14 protein-coding genes and 2 tRNA genes are annotated in these 18953 nt (G+C 59.1%); 9 read left to right on the forward strand and 7 right to left on the reverse strand.

All coding sequences use genetic code 11. The features are described 5' to 3' along the window. Window positions 1–66: 66 nt before the first annotated feature. Window positions 67–3594 carry a transcription-repair coupling factor gene (gene mfd, locus EI291_RS01545; protein WP_394343365.1) on the reverse strand — a complete coding sequence of 1176 codons (3528 nt, stop codon included), beginning with the start codon at window positions 3592–3594 and terminating at the stop codon, window positions 67–69. 291 nt (window positions 3595–3885) lie between these two features. Here mfd and EI291_RS01550 point away from each other — a divergent pair, with 291 nt between their 5' ends. From EI291_RS01550 to EI291_RS01560, 3 genes are all read left to right on the forward strand, one after another. Beyond that, window positions 3886–4098 carry a hypothetical protein gene (locus tag EI291_RS01550; protein WP_125417506.1) on the forward strand — a complete coding sequence of 71 codons (213 nt, stop codon included), beginning with the start codon at window positions 3886–3888 and terminating at the stop codon, window positions 4096–4098. An 83-nt stretch (window positions 4099–4181) separates the two neighbouring features. After that, window positions 4182–4922: a metal-dependent hydrolase gene (locus EI291_RS01555; RefSeq protein ID WP_170172453.1), complete on the forward strand. Its 741-nt coding sequence runs from the start codon at window positions 4182–4184 to the stop codon at window positions 4920–4922. A gap of 631 nt (window positions 4923–5553) precedes the next feature. Next, window positions 5554–6552: an NYN domain-containing protein gene (locus tag EI291_RS01560; protein ID WP_125417508.1), complete on the forward strand. Its 999-nt coding sequence runs from the start codon at window positions 5554–5556 to the stop codon at window positions 6550–6552. Between the two features lie 159 nt (window positions 6553–6711). On the opposite strand, the gene EI291_RS01565 is transcribed toward EI291_RS01560, so the two are convergent. Continuing rightward, the gene (locus EI291_RS01565) at window positions 6712–7188 is read right to left on the reverse strand and encodes a PaaI family thioesterase (RefSeq protein ID WP_125417509.1); all 477 of its coding nucleotides are present in this window, start codon (window positions 7186–7188) and stop codon (window positions 6712–6714) included. Window positions 7189–7254: 66 nt separating this feature from the next. Here EI291_RS01565 and EI291_RS01570 point away from each other — a divergent pair, with 66 nt between their 5' ends. Then, window positions 7255–7566 (forward strand): DUF962 domain-containing protein, encoded by a 312-nt coding sequence (locus tag EI291_RS01570; RefSeq protein WP_125417510.1) that lies wholly within the window; start codon window positions 7255–7257, stop codon window positions 7564–7566. A 10-nt stretch (window positions 7567–7576) separates the two neighbouring features. Here the strand turns inward: EI291_RS01570 and EI291_RS01575 are convergent, their stop codons facing one another. Further along, on the reverse strand, window positions 7577–8017 hold the full coding sequence (locus EI291_RS01575) for a GNAT family N-acetyltransferase (RefSeq protein WP_125417511.1): 441 nt from the start codon (window positions 8015–8017) through the stop codon (window positions 7577–7579). A 142-nt stretch (window positions 8018–8159) separates the two neighbouring features. Between EI291_RS01575 and EI291_RS01580 the strand changes: the two genes are divergently transcribed. After that, window positions 8160–8651, forward strand: a complete 492-nt coding sequence (locus EI291_RS01580; protein WP_125417512.1) for a YajQ family cyclic di-GMP-binding protein — start codon at window positions 8160–8162, stop codon at window positions 8649–8651. A gap of 50 nt (window positions 8652–8701) precedes the next feature. Further along, complete coding sequence (locus EI291_RS01585) at window positions 8702–9472, forward strand: TerC family protein (RefSeq protein ID WP_125417513.1); 771 nt, start codon at window positions 8702–8704, stop codon at window positions 9470–9472. A gap of 128 nt (window positions 9473–9600) precedes the next feature. Here the strand turns inward: EI291_RS01585 and EI291_RS01590 are convergent, their stop codons facing one another. From EI291_RS01590 to EI291_RS01600, 3 genes are all read right to left on the reverse strand, one after another. Beyond that, the gene (locus tag EI291_RS01590; protein WP_125417514.1) at window positions 9601–10017 is read right to left on the reverse strand and encodes a hypothetical protein; all 417 of its coding nucleotides are present in this window, start codon (window positions 10015–10017) and stop codon (window positions 9601–9603) included. Between the two features lie 78 nt (window positions 10018–10095). After that, a complete protein-coding gene (locus EI291_RS01595) occupies window positions 10096–12777 on the reverse strand; it encodes a T9SS-dependent M36 family metallopeptidase (RefSeq protein WP_125417515.1) in 2682 nt (893 codons plus the stop codon). A 145-nt stretch (window positions 12778–12922) separates the two neighbouring features. Beyond that, a complete protein-coding gene (locus EI291_RS01600; protein ID WP_125417516.1) occupies window positions 12923–13477 on the reverse strand; it encodes an RNA methyltransferase in 555 nt (184 codons plus the stop codon). Between the two features lie 207 nt (window positions 13478–13684). Between EI291_RS01600 and mutS the strand changes: the two genes are divergently transcribed. The 3 genes from mutS (at window position 13685) to EI291_RS01615 (ending at window position 16961) form a co-directional block, all read left to right on the forward strand. Continuing rightward, window positions 13685–16396, forward strand: a complete 2712-nt coding sequence (gene mutS / locus EI291_RS01605) for a DNA mismatch repair protein MutS (protein ID WP_240635356.1) — start codon at window positions 13685–13687, stop codon at window positions 16394–16396. Window positions 16397–16662: 266 nt separating this feature from the next. Beyond that, window positions 16663–16738: transfer RNA gene (locus EI291_RS01610), tRNA-Gly, on the forward strand. Between the two features lie 140 nt (window positions 16739–16878). Further along, window positions 16879–16961: transfer RNA gene (locus EI291_RS01615), tRNA-Leu, on the forward strand. An 89-nt stretch (window positions 16962–17050) separates the two neighbouring features. On the opposite strand, the gene EI291_RS01620 is transcribed toward EI291_RS01615, so the two are convergent. Continuing rightward, the gene (locus tag EI291_RS01620) at window positions 17051–18718 is read right to left on the reverse strand and encodes an SBBP repeat-containing protein (protein ID WP_125417518.1); all 1668 of its coding nucleotides are present in this window, start codon (window positions 18716–18718) and stop codon (window positions 17051–17053) included. Window positions 18719–18953: the final 235 nt, after the last annotated feature.

Raw genomic sequence — 18953 nt, forward strand, 5'->3', positions numbered from 1 at the left:
GATTTTTAGCAGAGATGTTCTCAAACATAACATTGATAAATTTACAAGCTATACGTATAGCTGTATTTATATAATCCCCACCGTTTCCTCACTACCCAACTCGCTCAAAATACGCTTGGCGGCCTGGACGTTCTTCACGTCTTCGATGCTGAGGATGAGCTGTTCCTTGCGCTCCTTCATGGAGGCGGAGCGCGGGTGGGTCTGCACGTAGCTGAGGATGTTGCCGAAGGTGGCGCCCTGGAAGTAGGGCTCGTTGTTGGTGGCCGGGATGAAGCCTTTGAGCAGGTTCTTCTTGAGCGTGAGCTTCTCGAACCCGGTCTGGCAGGCCAGCCAGCGCAGGCGCACGATGTCGGCGAGCTGCTCCACCTCCGCGGGCAGCGGCCCGAAGCGGTCCACGATGCCAGTGAGCAGCTTGCGTAGCTCCTCGGCGTTTTTGGCCCGATCGAGCTTGCTGTAGAGCTGCAGGCGCTCCGACACGCTGCTCACGTAGCGGTCCGGAATGAGCACTTGCAAGTCGGTTTCGATGTTGCACTCCTTGGGGCGGCCGGTGCCGGCGGCCTGCTGCAGGCGCTGGGTGGGGTCGCCGAGGAACAGGTCGCGGAACTCGGTTTCCTTTAGCTCCTGCACCGCTTCGTCGAGAATCTGGTGGTAGGTTTCGAAGCCCAGGTCGTTGATGAAGCCCGACTGCTCGCCGCCCAGCAGGTTGCCCGCCCCCCGGATGTCCAGGTCGCGCATGGCCACGTTGAAGCCCGCGCCCAGGTCCGAGAATTCCTCCAGGGTGCTCAGGCGCTTGCGGGCGTCGGAGGGCAGGCCGGCCACCGGAGGCGTGAGCAGGTAGCAGTAGGCCTTTTTGTTGGAGCGGCCCACGCGGCCCCGCATCTGGTGCAGGTCACTGAGGCCGTGCATGTGGGCGCGGTTGATGAGGATGGTGTTGGCGTTGGCAATGTCGAGGCCCGACTCGATGAGGGTGGTGGCCACCAGCACGTCGTAGTCGCCGTCCACGAACTTCATCATGCGCTTTTCCAGCAGGTCGCCGTCCATCTGGCCGTGCACGTAGGTCACGCGGGCATCGGGCACGAGGCGCAGAATCATGCTGGCCTGCTCCTCGATGTCCTTCACGCGGTTGTGCACGAAAAATACCTGCCCGCCCCGCTTCAGCTCCCGCGAAATCGTGTCGCGGATCAGCAGCTCATCAAACACGTGCAGCTCCGTTTGCACCGGCTGGCGGTTGGGCGGGGGCGTGGCAATCACGCTCAGGTCACGGGCGCCCATCAGTGAGAAGTGCAGGGTGCGCGGAATGGGCGTGGCCGACAGCGTGAGCGTGTCCACGTTCACCTTGATTTCCTTGAGCTTGTCCTTGGTTTTCACCCCGAACTTCTGCTCCTCGTCAATCACCAGCAGGCCCAGGTCCTTGAACTGCACGTCCTTGTTGGTGAGGCGGTGGGTGCCGATGAGGATGTCGGTTTTGCCGTCGGCCACCCGGCCCAGGGTTTCCTTGATTTGCTTGGTGGTCTTGAAGCGGTTGACGTACTCCACCGTCACGGGCAGGTTGCCGAGCCGCTCCCGAAAGGTTTTGTAGTGCTGCATGGCCAGGATGGTGGTGGGCACCAGCACGGCCACCTGCTTGCCATCGGCCACGGCCTTGAAGGCGGCCCGGATGGCCACTTCGGTCTTGCCGAAGCCCACGTCGCCGCACACGAGGCGGTCCATGGGGTGGGGCACCTCCATGTCGCGCTTCACGTCCTCGGTGGCCTTGGCCTGGTCGGGCGTGTCCTCGTAGATAAAGCTGGATTCCAGCTCGGCCTGCATAAAGGAGTCGTGGGCGAAGGCGTGGCCGGGCGCGGTTTTGCGCTTGGCGTACAGCCGGATGAGCTCGGCCGCAATGTCCTTCACCTTTTTCTTGACCGACTTCTTCTTATTCTCCCACTCCGGCGAGCCCAGCTTGCTCATGGTGGGCGGCGTGCCCTCGGCCCCGCTGTACTTGGCAATCTTATGCAGGGCATGGATGCTGACGGTCAGCACATCGTCGTCGCGGTACACTAGCCGGATGGCTTCCTGCAGCCGGTCGTTGATTTCCACTTGCGTAAGGCCGGCAAAGCGGGCAATGCCGTAGTCCTGGTGCACCACGTAGTCGCCGGGCACCAGGGTGCGCAGCTCCTTCAGCGTAAGGGCCTTTTTCTTGGAGAACTTGCGGGTTTCCTGGGCCCGGTAGAACCGCTCGAACAGCTGGTGGTCGGTGTAGACCACCAAGCGCAGCGTTTCGTCGATGAACCCCTCGCGCAGCCCTAGCAGCAGGTGCTGAAACTGCACGTTGTTGTCCAGCTCGTCGAAGATGGTGCGCAGGCGGTCGGCCTGGCGCACCTGCTCGGCGGCAATAATGTTGGTGTAGCCCTTGGCCTGGTTGTCGTGCAGGTTCTTCACGATGCGGTTGAAGTCCTTGCCGAAGCTGGGCTGGGGCTTGGCGCTGAACTGGAACTCCTCCGCGCCGGTCTTGAAGTGGAACCGCTTGCCGAACTCCACTACCGCAAACCCTTCCAGCAGCTTGCGCAGCGTCTTGGCCGACTCAAACAACTCGGCCGGCTTGCTCACCACCTGGGTGCCGCCCGCCACGGCCAGCAGCTCCTGGAAGCCCGCCTCGGCCTTGTCGAAGTACTCGTCCACCACGTCCAGGGTCTGGCGCACGTCCTTGGCCCACACGGCGGTGTTCTTCGGAATGAACTCCAGAAAGGCCTCCCGCGTCTCCTGCAGCAGCTTGGTCTGCACGTTCGGGATGATGCTCACCTGCTGCCGCTTCTCCACCGACAGCTGGCTCTCGGGGTCAAACGTGCGAATCGTCTCCACCTCATCCCCGAACAGCTCGATGCGGTAGGGCAGTTCGTTGGCGTACGAGAAGATGTCCACGATGCCCCCGCGCACGGCAAACTGGCCGGCCTCGTACACAAAGTCGCTCCGCTCGAAGTCGTACTCCGCCAGCATGTCGCTCACGAAGTTTACGTCCAGCTTGTCACCCACCTTTACCAGAAAGGTGTTGGCGACGAGGCTTTTCTTGTTGATTACTTTCTCAAACAGGGCCTCGGGGTACGTGACGATGAGCACGCCAGCCGTTTCCTTGGCGCTAGCCTTGCCGCGCTTCTTGCCCTGGCCGTCGGTTTCTGCCGCGTCGGCCGCGTCGTCGGCGGCCTGTTCGGCGGTGGTTTTGGGGCCGCGGTGCGAGTTGAGCTTGTTCAGCACCTCGGCCCGCATCAGCACGTTGGCGTTTTCCGTCTCGTCGAAGCTGTAGGGGCGCTTGTAGGAGGTCGGGAACAGGAGCGGCTCCTCGTCGGGGAGCAGGTGCTGCAGGTCGGCCAGGAAGTAGGCGGCCTCGTCCCGGTCATGCAGAATGAACAGGTGGTGCTGGTCGGGGAATTCCTGGTGCAGAGCCGCCGCCAGCACGGCATCCTGAGAGCCCACCAGGCCCTTCAGGTGCAGGCGCACGGGCGCTTCGGCCTTGTCGGCGGGCCGCAGGGAGTGGCGGGTGGCCGGGTTCAGGCGCGCGCCCACGGTCATGCCAGTGGGGTCGAGGGCGTAGAGCTTGAGTAAATCAGAAACCTTCAAAACGAGTATCGGCTAGGGAGGAGGCAAAGGTAGAAGCCCGGCCGAATGAAAATCCGGTCGGGCAGAAGTAGTCGTCATTCCGGGCAAAGAGAGGAATGCGGGTGAAGACGTTCCACGATTTTACCCCGGATTTCCCGCTTCGCTCGGCATGACAGTTGGTGCGGAGACAACCGCGCTTCTCAATACCACCGCCGCGCCCCGAAAGTTTCCGAACTATTCCGACCGATTGGTTGTACCTTCCCAACCCCCACCCGCGCTAGTCTTTGTCTTTCCCGGCCTTTTGCCTACCTCATGACTACCCCCGCGACCAACCAGCCCGCCGACGAGTGGGATTCTATCCTCAACCACCTGCGCCAGATCCGCGAGCAGGTACAGCAAAACGGCCCCTTGCCCGAGCAGGAAAGGGCCTCGGTGGAAGACGCCTTCCGCCAGGGGCTGGCCCATCTTGAAAGTGAAGTGCAGGGCATCCGCACTACGCTCAAAGGCAGTTCCGGCAAGTGGTAGCGGCACCGGGCCGGTAAATTCGGTCAGGGGCGTGGCTGGCGTGGTATCTTTGCTACCCGTTTTATTTCGTATCCCGATTCTCCGTGCGCGGCTCTTCTCATTTGGCCATTGGCCTGATTACCGGTGTGGCCGTGGCGGCACTGGTGCCGGGCATTCCGTTTTCGCCCGCTGGCATTGCCTTGGCTGGCTTCTCCTCTCTGGCACCCGACCTCGACCACCCCGGCTCCCGCCTGAGCAAGCGCCTAGGCTTTGCGCAGAACTACGTGCGCTGGGCCTTTGTAGTAGTGGCGGCGGCACTGGCTTTGTACACGCACTTCCAACTGCCCCTGGGCCCCGATAGGCGCATGGGTTTCACGGCGGCGCTGGCATTCGGCCTCATCGGGGCGGCCATGCAAGGCGACTCCACCCGCAAGCTGGCGCTGCTGTTTACGGGCCTGTGTACGGTAGTGGCGGGGCTGTACACCGGGTTTGTATGGCTGAGCATGCTCGGCTGCTTTGTGGCGGTGGCCCCGTTTACCAGCCACCGCTCCTGGACGCACACTATCTGGGCCGCCGGCCTCTGGACCTACATCGGGCACTTGGCCAACCAAAGCCTGGGCTGGCATGGCGTAGCCTTGTTTGCCGGCGGTGGTTACCTTTCGCACCTGCTGGCTGATACGCTCACCAAAGCCGGCGTGAAGTGGTTTCGCCCCCTGTCCGATGTGTGCTTGAAGATTCCGCTGATCCGGACGGGCTCCAAAAGTGGTAATTTGCTGGAAGTGGCTATCTGCGTGGGCTACGCGCTGCTGGTGGCAGGCGCGCTGATCGGCAGAATAAACTTTTAGATTGATTCTAAAAAAGTAGGCGGCCTGTATATTTGCCATGCAATCTTCGGCCTGGGAAAGTGTCTGTTGGTCTGTAGTTGTAAGGGCTTGGCCCGATAAAACATTTAGTCGGCCGAATATCCGGTCTGAATGAACAGTTTCCTGATACTTTTGATAAGACAAATCACCATAGGAGCTTCTCAATTATTGGACTTAATAGAGAAGCTGAATAAGAAAAACAGCCACTAACGGGAAACTAGCAGGGGTTATTTTTTTATATTAATCCTATGCGATTTGTATTCTGTAAATTCGCTTAAAAGATATATAATATTTAATATTGTGATGGAAAACCAAAGCAGCCAGATAGGGAAAAAGACAGGCAGTGCGCTCATTTTGAGTGGCAAGCCAGTTGGCTTCATGCACTCCTCATCCAGACAATGGTTTTTGCGCGTTGAAGACCAGCTTTCGGTTAAGTTATTTACCCAAGCCTCACATGAACATGTGATAAATTAATTGGTTCTATGGATTATAACAATACCGGAAGTTTGACAACTTGTATCTTTGAACGGCCCCAGCTACTTATTGGGCCACACCGAACCAACATACCTGCTCTTACTCACACACACCTTTTTGCGCTCAAACCGTTTCTTGTATGAACCAGATGAATAGCCCCCTGATCAGGATCGGCGTCTTCTACGACGGCAATTATTTCCTGAAAATCAGTGATTACTACTACTTCCAGCATGATCGTAAAGCCCGTATTAGCTTGGAAGGACTCCATGAATTTATCCGTCATCAGGTAGCCGAAGAAGAAGACGTAGACGTACGTCTGAGCCAGATTATTGACGCTCACTTCTTCCGGGGCCGCCTGTCGGCTACCGAAGCCCGCGACAAAGACCGCCTGTTTCACGACCGGCTGCTCGACGATATTCTGATGAACATGGGTATTCAAACCCATTACATGCCCCTGAAAACGCGTGATGGCCGTTTGCAGGAAAAAGGCATTGACGTATGGCTGTCGTTGGAAGCACTGGAACTGGCCATCCACAAGAGCTTTGATGTGGTAGTGCTGATTGCCGGCGACTCCGACTATGCTCCCCTGATTAAGAAGCTGAACACCGTGGGCACCCGCGTCATGCTGCTGAACTGGGACTTCAAATACACCGACTTCAAGGGCGAAAACCGCGTTACCCGCGCTTCGCAGCAGCTGCTGGATCAGTCTACCTATCCGGTACAGATGCACGACATCATTGATCAGGGCCTGAATAGCGGCGACGAGCTGATTGATGCCATGTTCGTGAATACGCCTGAGCCGGCTGCTTACCCCACCGTTAAACCGGTTCGGCCCACGGGTCCCACGGCCGCCGGTCCGGTAGGCACGGTGGGTATCAGCACCATCAAAAACCTGAAAAATGGTTTCGGTTTCGTGGTGATGCCGCCGAATAACCTGTTCTTCAGCTATGCTGATATGGCCGAGGGCGACTTCAACGAATTGCGGGAAGGCGACTGGGTGGAATTCACTGTGGGCCGCAACCACCGTGACGAAGACTGCGCCCGTAACGTGCGCAAAGTAGAAGCGCCTGAAATGGACGAAAATGATGAATACGACCAGCACGAGCACGAATCGGCTGACTCGCCCGAACGACTGTAACCTACGCAAACACCAGGTTCGGTAGTTGAAAAGCCGCCGGGAACCCGCTACTGCGGGCCGCCCGGCGGCTTTTACGGTTTTGAACGCCCTTATGGACAGGCTGTTCAGGCAGGCTACATGGCTCGCGCCAGCAGCAGGACTGTACAGGTACGCGGCGGCTCAGTTGCTCTCCGCACTTGGAAACAGCAGGTCGTGGAAGTCGCGCTTGGTGGCGGGGTAACGGTTGAAGGTACCCATGCCCCGCGCCACCACCAGGTCGTTGCGGGTAGGGCAGGTGATAACGGCGCTGCTTACTATCAGGGTTTTACCGCTGTGCTCCACCACGCCGTGGGCCACCAGGTGGTCGTGCAGGTGCACGGGGTGCAGGTAGTTGACCTTGAACTCAACCGTTGACACCAGCTCTCCGGCCGTAAAGGCCAATGACAGCGCCGCCGCACCCAGCGAGGAGTCCATGAGGCCGGCCAGTACACCGCCGTGGCAGGTGCCGGGGGAGGACAGATGCTCGTCGCGGACAGTCATGGTATAGCGCACGTCGCCGGGTTGGCTGACGAGCAGCTCCATGCCGTTGGCCTGACCGTAGTGGTTAATGGTGTTATAGATTGCCACCAGGGTGGCTACATCGGGTATTTGTTCCATGCGGGTGGGAGGGGACTATTGAAAGGCCGGGAAAGTAGCTACTTTCAGGAAAACCTACCGTACTGTATGGCGGCTTCTCCCTCTTTCGCTGAGTTTTACCCGCGTTACCTGCGTGAGCATAGCCGTCGGGGTACACGTATTCTGCACTTCATTGGTACCACCCTGTTTCTGGTGCTGTTGGCACTGGCCGTGGTGAAGCAGCAACCGTGGCTGCTGGCGGCTGGCGTGGTGGCGGCATATGGCTTTGCCTGGATAGGACACTTCTTTATGGAACACAACCGCCCGGCCACGTTTCAGCATCCGATCCTGTCGCTGCTGGGTGATTTTCGGCTGTACTGGGACCTTTTGCGGGGTCGGGAGAAGTTTGGCAGCCAATAAGCCGGCTGCTTCACACCAGTGCTTTTCGCATCAGGAAATGCGGAATACTGCCGAACAGCGTGTGTGAAGGTGCCTCCACAGTGTAGCCCATCCGCTCATAAAACGGCACAGCGGCCTCGCGGGCGTGCAGCACCAGTTCAGTCAGGCCCTGCTGGCGGGCAGCCGCTTCCAGATACTCGAGTACCTGCCGCCCCACGCCCCGGGCCTGCCACGCCGGATGCACGGCCATAAACCGTATCTGGCCCTGTGCCGGGCCCGAGGGGTGTAGTCGGCCTACCCCGGTGGCATAGCCTTCGGGAGCCAGCAACAGGGCGTGGGTAGTCGTGGCGTCGTCGTCATCATCGGCGCGCTCCGAGCCTTCGGGCTGCTGCCAGGGCTGGCGCAGCACTGTATAGCGCAGATGGTAGTAGGTCGTCCATTCGGGGGGCGTTTGCGGGCTATTTACGGGCATAGTGGTGGGCTGAACGGTAGAGTGCAGCGGAAAGCTGCCAAGTAACGTACAATTTCGGCGCGGGCGGTTCCCCGTATCTTCACCTCACTATCTTTGGCGCCCCAACCGGCCTGTTTTCGTCTCTGATTTTTCTCTCTTCCCCATGGCATCCTTCGACATTGTAAGCAAAGTGGACCCGCAAACCCTCGAAAATGCGGTAAATACAGCCAAAAAAGAACTGCAAACCCGCTACGACCTGCGCGACACCAAAGGCGGCATCGAGCTGGATAAGAAGGCCAATACCATTACCCTGTCATCGGAAAACTCGATGCGGATTCAGGCCCTGGAGAATATCCTGCTCACCCGCATTGTGAAGCAGGGTATTGATGGCACCGCCCTGGACTTCTCGGCCGAGGAGCAGCCCAACGGCGCTCTGGTAAAGAAACTGGTGAAAGTGCGCGCCGGCGTTGATAAGGAAGCGGGCCGCAAAATCATCAAGGCCATTAAGGATGCCAAAGTGAAAGTAGAAGCCCAGATGCAGGACGACCAGGTGCGGGTATCGGCCAAGAAAATTGACGATTTACAGGCCGCCATTGCGGCCGTGCGGCAGGCCAGCATCGGCCAGCCCCTGCAGTTCATCAACATGAAGTCGTAGGGCGGCGGGTTTTCCGCTGCTTCCTCTCCATCACCACACCACCCGACTTCATGCACTTCGATTTTTCGGTTTTCTCTAACCCGCAAACCTGGGTAAGCCTGCTCACGCTTACGTTCATGGAAATTGTGCTGGGCATTGATAACATCATCTTCATTTCCATCATTGTAAACCGGCTGCCGCGCGAGCTGCAGAAGCGCGGGCGCAGCATCGGGCTACTGCTGGCGCTGCTGTGCCGCATCGGGCTGCTGCTGAGCATCAGCTGGATTGTGGGCCTCAAGGCACCGCTGTTCCACCTGGACGTTCCATGGGCCGACCATGACTTCGGCGTAACCGGCCGGGACCTGATTCTGCTGGCCGGCGGCCTGTTCCTGATTGGTAAGAGCACCACCGAAATCCACACCAAGCTGCAGGGTGAGGAAGAGGAAACCGAAGCCGGTAAAGGCGGTGCTTCCATGGGCAGCATCATCTTCCAGATTATTCTGATTGACATTGTGTTCAGCTTCGATTCCATCCTGACGGCCGTGGGCCTGGTGGATAATGTGCTGATTATGATTCTGGCCGTTATCCTGTCGATGGGCGTGATGCTGGCCTTCTCGGGCGTGGTGGCCGATTTCGTGAACAAGAACCCCACCATCAAGATGCTGGCCCTGTCTTTCCTGATTATGATTGGGGTGATGCTGGTGATGGAAGCTTTCCATAAGGAAATCGAGAAAGGCTACATCTACTTTGCCATGTTCTTCTCGCTGATTGTGGAAGTGCTGAACATGCGCCTGCGCAAAAAAGCCGAACCTGTACATCTGCGCGACTCGCAGTACGATTAAGTCGCGCCAATACCGCCCCCATAAGCAGCAAGGCCCGCAACGATGGTTGCGGGCCTTGCTGCTTATGGGGGGCTCCTGGCTCCGGCGTGGCATCAGCCGGAAATGCTGGATTGGCGTCATGGCGGGGTTTAAGGCGCATCACTCAGTTCAGCTACCACAACGGCCTGGTCCTGCACCCGACGACTGGCCAGCTCCAGAATCCGGCGGTTCAGCTCGGGGCGGTGTTGCCGGTAGAGGTGGAGCTCCGGTTCGGTGAACTGACCCAGCACCAGCCCGATTACCAGATAGCGCAGCTTGGTATTGCGGCTCAGGAGCTCCGCCAGCAGCCGCTGCTGTTCCGTGCCGGCGGCAGCGGCCAGCGGTACATGATAGTCGCGCACAAAATCGGCTACTACAGCGAGGAGCAGCTGGTTCTGCATCTTAAGGACCGGGCGCAGCGTGGTGTGCAGAAACCGGGCTACCGGTGTGTCATCAGCGGATACGGCAACGGATAAAGTAGGGCGTAGGGCCAGCAAAGCGGCCTCGGAGCGGGAGAAATCAGTCATTGGTCGGAAGATAGAGAAAAGAAAAACCCGCCCGGCACAGCGCCGGACGGGTTTTCATACGCTTAATGAAGTAGATGCCTAGTGTTGCACTACTACTTTCTTGGTGATAATACCTTCCGAAGTAGTCAGACGCACCATGTACACGCCACCAGCCAGCTTGCTGGTGTTCAGGGTTACGCCTTCCTGCTGCAGGCGGGCGGCCGGTACGGTTTGCGTGCTCACGCGCTGTCCCAGCAACGACACCATTTCTACCTGTACCGGGACCGAGCTGCCAACCTGCGTGCGTACTACCACCTGGCCGTTGGCTGGGTTCGGATACACTTCCAGGAGCTTCTCGTTCAGCTGCTTGCTGGCGCTCAGTACGGCCGGCAGATCATAAGCCACTACCTGGTCGGTGAGGCTGTTGGAGCTGCCCTGGCGGGCGCTGAAGCCCATGCCACGGCGGGCAAACACACGCCAGATAACGGCCGAGTTGGCGGCGCGGTTGTTCAGGGAGTCAGCCTGCAGAATGGCGTCGCGGCCATCAATGAAGCCGGGGTTACACTTCTGCAGCTTGCAGCCATCCAGCACCAGTTGCAGGGCCACGTTGTTGCCACCGGATGCCGCTTTCAGGTCGGCGTTGTAGCCGTATTTGTCAATCAGCGCCCAGTTCAGGTCCCACAGCACCGTGGCCCATACTTCGCCAATATCGTGCACCTCGCTGTACTGGCCCGAGCCCGTACCAACGAAGGCGTAAGTATGGTTATTCAGCGCAAAGTTGGTGGTGTAAGGTTTCCGGCGGATACCGCTGCCGGTAGGCGCCTCAAACACCGCATATGTCCCGACGCCACGGGGCGTAGCGCCTACGTCGCCGGGCTTGGTGGTCATCCACAGGGCAAAGAAGTCGCTCCAGCCTTCACCCATCTGCTCGGCGCTGTTCAGGCAGCTGGAGTTTCCGGGGCCACCCGTGAGGCGGGTAGAGATGCCGTGGCCGTACTCGTGTGCCACAATCCCGTTATCGAAGTCCCCGTCGCGGTAGTACAACGTGCTGCTGGCCGAGAAGGAAACCGTCTGACCGGCCGACAGAGCGGTCCGGATACGGTCGCCATCGGCTTTGCTGATGAAGATAGATGGAATACGGATGCCAATGGAGTCGGGGTCGGTACCGGCCATCGTCAGCAGCGGGTTGTTCGGAATGCTGTCCATCACGATAACCATGCGGGCGCCAGCATTCTGGGCATTCTTGATTTTCGAAGAGAAGTTGCACTTCCCACGCTGAATCAGTGCAATGTTGCCGCTGATGGCGGCAGCATTTACCAGTGGGTTGCAGCCCCGGGCCGGGTTGGCCGAGCCGTCATTCGCCAGCACGATATTGCCGGTGATGGGGCCTACCTGAGCCAACGTGCGGCCGTTGGAACCTTCCTGGCCCGTAATGCTACCCGCCAGTGCGGCCGGCGCCGTGATGGTGAACGACTGGTCCTTAGCATCCCACAGGTACATCTGCATACGGGGGCGCGAACCGTCCACGGGGGTCGAGAAGTTGGCGTTATTGAGCTTCGCCGGTGTAGCCGCGGCTCCGTCCTGTGCTTCTGCCTGCACCGGGTCAAAGCCCAGCGCCTGGCCGCTGTAGTTTTTATACTGGAAGTTGCCGCTCGCTTCGTCAAAGCCCTTGCGGGCCATCACGTCGTGCATCATGTTGTTCCAGTAGAACAAGTTGACTACTGCCGCGCTCAGGTTGTTGGTAGCGGTAGCCGTCAGGGCATTATCGAAGGAGAAGTTGAACTCCAGGTTTGCGCCGCCGTTGGGGCTCACACTGGTATTGGCGATGTACACGTTCCGGTTGGAGCGGTCATCGTAGGCATGCACGTTGTTGCCGCGCGTAATGGTGTACTCGGCACCGGGAGCACCATCAATGTCGTGCCAGCCGAAGGGCGAAGCCGTAGCATCGGCCGGGTTGGCCACCAACTGGCGCGGCCCGTGGGCGGGGCTTTCGGTGGTGATGGGCCACACGTTGTAGGTGTTGGCCGCCGTGGGTTTAGCCGCCGTGGTGGCGGTAGCCGGGGCCGCACCGCGGGCATCGGCCGCCACTGCCTGGGCAATGGGCCGCGTCAGGGCCGACATGCTGAAGCTATCCGAAATGGTGTAGTCGGTTTTATCTAGTAGCGCGCCGGTAGCGGCATCCACGCGGGCATTCCAGTAATGCTCCGCGTTGAGCGGAGCCAGCGTCACATCCCAGGCCAGCCGCAGTGAGCCGTCGGAAAGGGGCTGATACATCAGCTTCACCGAAATCTTATCCAGTGAAATACCGCCTTCACTGAACTCCATGCCGGCGGTGGCGGAGCCCGCTTTCCGGATTTCCAGGTTGCCGGGGGCCGGCATGCCCAGGGCCTTGGCTGCTGCCGCTACGGCCTGCTCCGCCGTGAGAGAAGGGGTAGCGTTGCGGGCCTGCGCCGTTACATTGGACCGGAAGTTACTGTGCAAACCAACTACTTTGCCGGCCTGGTTGAAGTGTACATCGGCTACCGCACCGTATACCTCCACGCCCTGTACGCGCTGGCGCAGATACACGTGGGTAGTACCGTTGTGCTGGTCGGTATACTGGCTGGTTACGGCCGCATCGGCTACGTCGGTAGCCACCAGGCCCAGGCGGGCCTGGCGGGCTTTAAGGGCATTCAGCGCCTGCTCCAGCGGAGCATTCTGCGCCGTAGCCAGGCCGGGCAGGGCCAGCATGGCCGCTACTCCCAGCACCCGAGCTGAGGGAAGAGTAAAGGTTGATTTCATTAACCGTGGGTAGAGGTGTGAAACGGAGGTGGCAATTACAAAAGCGGGCCGCTTGGTGGGCGGCCCGTTTCAAATTTACGCAAGAAATGGCTGATTTTTTACAGGTATTTCAGCTTATGTCCATAAAAACTTAACAGCTTTTTATTTATTGCGCCGTTTCAGACAGAGCATTGGCAGTCATTTTGCCAATGAAGTGCCACAGCACTACTCCGGCCGCTACGCTCACATTCAGGCTGTGCTTGGTGCCGAACTGCGGAATTTCTACGGCCGCGTCGCACAGGGCCAGCACCTCATCATCCACCCCAAACACCTCGTTGCCCATTACCAGGGCATAGGGCTGGTTGGGGGTTACCGTGAAGGCAGGCAGGGGTACGCTGCCGGTGGTCTGCTCCACGGCCACTAGCTGGTAGCCGGCCGCTTTCAGCTGCTGCAGGGCTTCCAACGTAGTGGGCGCGTACTCCCACACCACCGACTCGGTGGAGCCCAGGGCCGTTTTGGTGATTTCGCGCTGGGGCGGGCGGCCCGTAATGCCGCAGAGCCACACTTTTTCCACCGCAAAGGCGTCGCAGGTGCGGAAGGCAGCGCCCACGTTGTGCAGGCTCCGCACGTTGTCGAGCACTAGGGTGAGGGGGAATTTTCGCGTATTTTTGAAGTCTGCCACCGTCAGCCGGTTCAGCTCTTCCATCGAAAGTTTGCGCATACCGGCAAAGGTAGGAACACCGGCGCGCCTGCGCGGCGTTGCTGACGGCAGAACCTCCAGCCACTGGGTGTGCCAACCCGGCAACCGGCCCGGCTGCTCTTCCCCGAATCCCTGCTTTCCGTGAGAACCAAATCCGCCGATTCTACCAAAAAGCCCATCCGCACGCACGGCTCCCTGGGGCCCGCGCCCGTGGCCGATACGCCCCTGATGCAGCAATATTACCAGCTGAAGCAGACGTACCCTGGCGCGGTGCTGCTGTTCCGGGTGGGCGACTTTTACGAAACCTTTGGGGAGGACGCCGTTACGGCCTCCCGCATCCTCGACATTACCCTCACCAAGCGCGGAGCCGGTACTTCCTCCGAAACCCCGCTGGCCGGCTTCCCCCACCACGCCCTCGATAACTACCTGCCCAAACTGGTGCGGGCCGGGCAGCGCGTGGCCATCTGCGACCAGCTGGAAGACCCCAAGCAGGCCAAGGGCCTCGTGAAGCGGGGCGTAACGGAGTTGGTGACGCCCGGCGTGAGCCTGCACGACAACGTGCTGGAGCGTAAAAGCAACAACTACCTCTGCGCCGTGCACCTGGGTAAGCACGAGGCCGGCATTTCGTTTCTGGACATCAGCACCGGCGAGTTCTTGGTTGCCCAAGGCACCCTGGAGTACCTGGGCAAGCTGCTGCAGAACTTCCAGCCGGCCGAAGTGCTGTTCTGCAAGAAAAGCCGCCGGGACTTCGAGGAAAACTTTGGGCCTGACTACTGCCATTTTGCGCTGGAAGAGTGGGTGTTCGGCTTCGATTACGGCTATGACCTGCTCACCCGCCACTTCAATACCACGTCCCTCAAAGGCTTCGGCATTGACGGGCTGCGCGAGGGTATTACGGCCGCCGGCTGCATTCTGCACTACCTAGCCGAAACCAAACACACCGACGTAGGCCACATCGGCAGCATCGGGCGGCTGGAGGAGGACAAATACGTGTGGCTCGATCGGTTTACCGTGCGCAACCTGGAGCTGGTGCATCCCCAGCACCCCGGCGGCGTGCCCCTCATCGACATCCTCGACCAGACCGTGACGCCCATGGGCGCGCGCCTGCTGCGCAAGTGGGTGGTGCTGCCCCTCAAGGAGCCCGCCCAGATTCAGCGCCGCCTTGATACGGTGGAGGCCCTGCTGCAAACCCCCGAGCTGCTGGAAAACCTGCTGCATCACCTGCGCCAGATTGGCGACCTGGAGCGACTGATTTCCAAGGTGGCCGTGCGCCGCATCAACCCCCGCGAGCTGCTGCAGCTGGCCCGGGCGTTGGAGGCCCTTGGACCTATTCGGGCGCAGCTGGCCGCCTCCGGCATCCGGGCTTTGCAGAAGCTGGCCGACCAGCTCAACCCCTGCGCCGCCCTGCGCGAGGAAATCCAGACTAAAATCCGCCCCGATGCCCCCATCCTCACCAACCAGGGTGGGGTGCTGCACGACGGGGTGGACAAGGAGCTGGATGAGCTGCGCCAGATGGCTTTTTCGGGCAAGGATTACCTGTTTCAGCTGCAGCAGCGGGCCATTCAGGAAACCGGCATTTCGTCGCTGAAAGTAGCCTATAATAAGGTGTTCGGCTACTACCTCGAAGTCACCAATGCCCACAAGGACAAGGTGCCCACTACCTGGATCCGGAAGCAGACGCTGGTAAACGCGGAGCGCTACATCACCGAAGAGCTGAAGGTGTACGAGGAGAAGATCCTGCACGCCGAGGAGCGCCTGTTCGTCATCGAGCAGAAAATCTACAACGACTTGGTGCTGTTTGCCGCCGAGTACGTGGCCCAGATTCAGCAGAACGCCCGCGCCATTGGCGTAGCCGACTGCCTGGCTTCCTTCGCCGCCACTGCCCGCCAGCACCGCTACGTGAAGCCGGTGGTAGACGACTCCACTAACCTCGACATCAAGGCCGGCCGCCACCCGGTAATTGAGCGCCAACTGCCGCCCGGCGAGCAGTACATTCCCAACGACATCTGCCTCAACCAGGACGAGCAGCAGATTGTGGTGATTACCGGCCCCAACATGGCCGGTAAATCGGCCCTGCTGCGCCAGACGGCCCTGATTGTGCTGCTGGCCCAGATCGGCTCCTTCGTACCCGCCGATGCGGCGCACGTGGGCGTCATCGACAAGATTTTTACTCGCGTGGGTGCCTCCGACAACCTGAGCAAGGGCGAGAGTACCTTCATGGTGGAGATGACCGAAACCGCCTCCATCCTCAACAACCTTTCCGACCGGAGCCTGGTGCTGATGGATGAAATCGGGCGCGGTACCAGCACCTACGACGGCATCAGCATTGCTTGGGCCATTGTGGAGCACCTGCACAACTCGCCCAAAGCCCGGGCCAAAACGCTCTTCGCCACCCACTACCACGAGCTCAACCAGCTGGCCGACGACTGCCCGCGGGTGCGCAACTACAACGTGGCCGTAAAGGAAGCCGATGGCCGCATCCTGTTCCTGCGCAAGCTGCGGGCGGGCGGCTCCGAGCACAGCTTCGGGATTCACGTGGCCCGCATGGCCGGTATGCCCACCTCCGTGGTGCTGCGCGCCAACGAAATCATGCACCACCTGGAGCAGGAGCGTACCTCCGCCGGTGTAGATACCAACCAGCCCACCGAGTTTGACGACGTACTGGCTGGCCTGGATGATGAAACGGGTGGCAAGGTGGTGCCCCTGAACGGACAGCCCTCCGCAACCCGCCCCGCAGCAGCCAAAGGCCCCAAAGCCCAGCCTGCCGCCGCCGTCCACAACGCCCCTCGGCCCAGTCTGCAGCTGAGCATGTTCGAGCCCGCCGACCCGGCCCTGGAGAAAATCAGGGAGCTACTGGAGCACCTTGATGTAAATACGCTCACGCCCATTGAGGCCCTGTTGAAGCTGAACGAGCTGAAGCTGGCCGTTGGGGAGAAGTAAACCTCTCCACATTTCACTGCTTTTTTTCGCCCCATTCGCTTCGGTTTTCCTCTGTTCGCATAGGAATGTGCCGGTGTCGGGTGGGGCGAAATCCGTCGAAGGTCAGAAAACAGCTGATTTTTATTGAAATTTTTCTCCCTGAAAATCAGCTGACAATGGGTTTTGTATGGTCTGGTAGCTATTTTTTTTAGGGTGTGCTCTTGACTTCAAGGATTCCTGTACTACCTTTGTCACATCAAAACGCCACTACGGCGCCAAGATCAAAAGCGAGAGTAGCTCAGTTGGTAGAGCGCGACCTTGCCAAGGTCGAGGTCGCGAGTTCGAACCTCGTCTCCCGCTCCAAAAAAGACCCTGCCGAAACGCAGGGTCTTTTGCTTTATGGTAAATCGGTTCCCGAATGTCAGGCTTAGAAAAGGCCCGGCGTTAAAGCCGACGTTTGCCTAATTTGCCGTTACTTTGTTGCGGTAGCCAATATCAGTATTGCCAGAGTGGTGTAATGGTAGCCACGAGGGACTTAAAATCCCTTGTCTTCACGGACGTACGGGTTCGAGTCCCGTCTCTGGTACAATTACTTACAACCGGAAGACCCGGAAAATGCCTTCTCACGTCGTAGAAGGAGTTTTCCGGGTTTTTTGCGTTCAGGGCAATCGGTCCTTATTTCACTTCTATTGTTTGCGTGTAGTTCATTCCATCAGCGGTGTGAAACTGCACAACGTACAGACCGGTAGGCAGTGCAGAAGCATCAAAAACAGACTGCGACTGAACGGCACTATTGGCTTGTAGTGGTTGAGAAGCCACTACTCGGCCCATGGTAGTGCTGAGAGTGGCGTACCCTTGCAAGGGCATACCGGGCCGGGCCCAGGAAAGACGGGCAATCATGCGGCCCCGGGCAGGGTTCGGAAAAACTTCAAAGCTTGGCTGGCCTCCACTTCCTCCACTTGCCATAGGAGTGTGAACACGAAACTTGCCAACAACCCCATCAGTTCCGGTGGAAATCTGCACCGTGGTGGAGCCGAACGAGGCCGTTCCGCTTACATCACTGGCCAGATACAATTGACCGCCAGGCTCCTGCGCCAGCCGGTTGCCGAGGCAACTGCCGCTAGTGCCAATTGTATTGGTATAATACTGAAAACCATCGGGTTGGAAGCCGTATAGTAACAGCCGGGGCTGGTAGCTGGCGTCCAATCGGCGGCCGACGAGTGTGGTGTAGCCTGCGGCATCGGTTACCAGGGTATTGCTATACTCCGGCGCACTGGTACCTATGGTTTTTACCCACTGCACCGTGCCGGCCGGGGTATAGCGGGCCAGGAATATATCCGACTGACCAACGGCCGTGAGCATTTGACCGCCCAGTGAGCTGGTCCCGGAAAAATCACCTGCTGTATAGATGTTGCCAAGCCGGTCGGTGGCCAGCGTGCTGATGTGCGTGTTGTTATTGGCCGAAGAAGTACCGGTACCTCCCCCTTGCCGCAGCCACTGCAGGCTGCCTGAAGTGGCATTGAAACTGGCCAGGTAGGAATCGGCACCCACAGTGGTTATGGAATTGCCGGCCAGCGTCATGTCGTTATTGAAGAAGCCCCCCACGTAGCAGTTGCCGCGTCCGTCCAGTGCAATATCCGACCCACTGGCGCCGTACGTGGTGAAATTGGAGGACAACTGTGCCCAGGCCACGGTACCGGTAGTGCGGTAGCAGGCCACGTACATCACGCGGCGGCTGCCAGGGCCATACACTTGGTTACCGAAACGGATATTGCCGTAGTCCGACTGGCCGGTAATGTAGCTGTTGCCGGCGGCATCGGTGGCAATGGCGTAGCCGTAGCAGCCAAACTGAGTGATGCCGAAACGCTGAGCCCATTGCACCTGCCCGCGGCCGTTGAGCTTGAGCACCAGTCCGGTATTAAACCCATCCTGAAAACCTTGCAGCGCCCCGCCCTGGTAGGATACTGCCCCTGTAAAATTGCCGACGACATACGCATTGCCAGCAGCATCCAGGGAGATGTCAGCACCGGAAGCAGTACTCTGGTAGTACGACTGCACGGCCGGGTCCTGGCCCAGCTGGATGGCCCATAGTGCCCGGCCCGCTGCATCATAGCGCACCACAAACAAGTCGCTCTGGCCCCGGCTGGTAAGCGTAAACTGGTTGAAACGGATGGTGCCCCGAAATGAGCCCGTAACGAAGCTGCCGCCATAGCCGTCGGCAGCTACGCTCTTGGCCGAAACGGCGCCGCCGGTGCTGTGCAGCTGATTAACCCATTGCCAGGAAGCCTGGGCCGAAGCAGCGTAACTGCTTACAAAAAATACAAACAGAAGAATTGCTTTCATAAGAGGGTGGTGGAGTAAAGGGTGCAGTGAATGATGGAAGGCATAGCCAACCGATAACCGGTGCCGGAGCAGAACAGAACAACAGGCAGATGGCCACCACAACGGTAGCAGTCAGGAATGGCCATGCAGGGCCACAGCACACAGAATCAGCAGCTTATTAGCTTGAAGATAGAAAATCATTATTACTTATATCATAAATAATAATGATTTTTTTATAAATATTATTCGGTCTTTT

The organism is Hymenobacter rigui, from assembly GCF_003944715.1.
GTDB classification, from domain to species: domain Bacteria; phylum Bacteroidota; class Bacteroidia; order Cytophagales; family Hymenobacteraceae; genus Hymenobacter; species Hymenobacter rigui.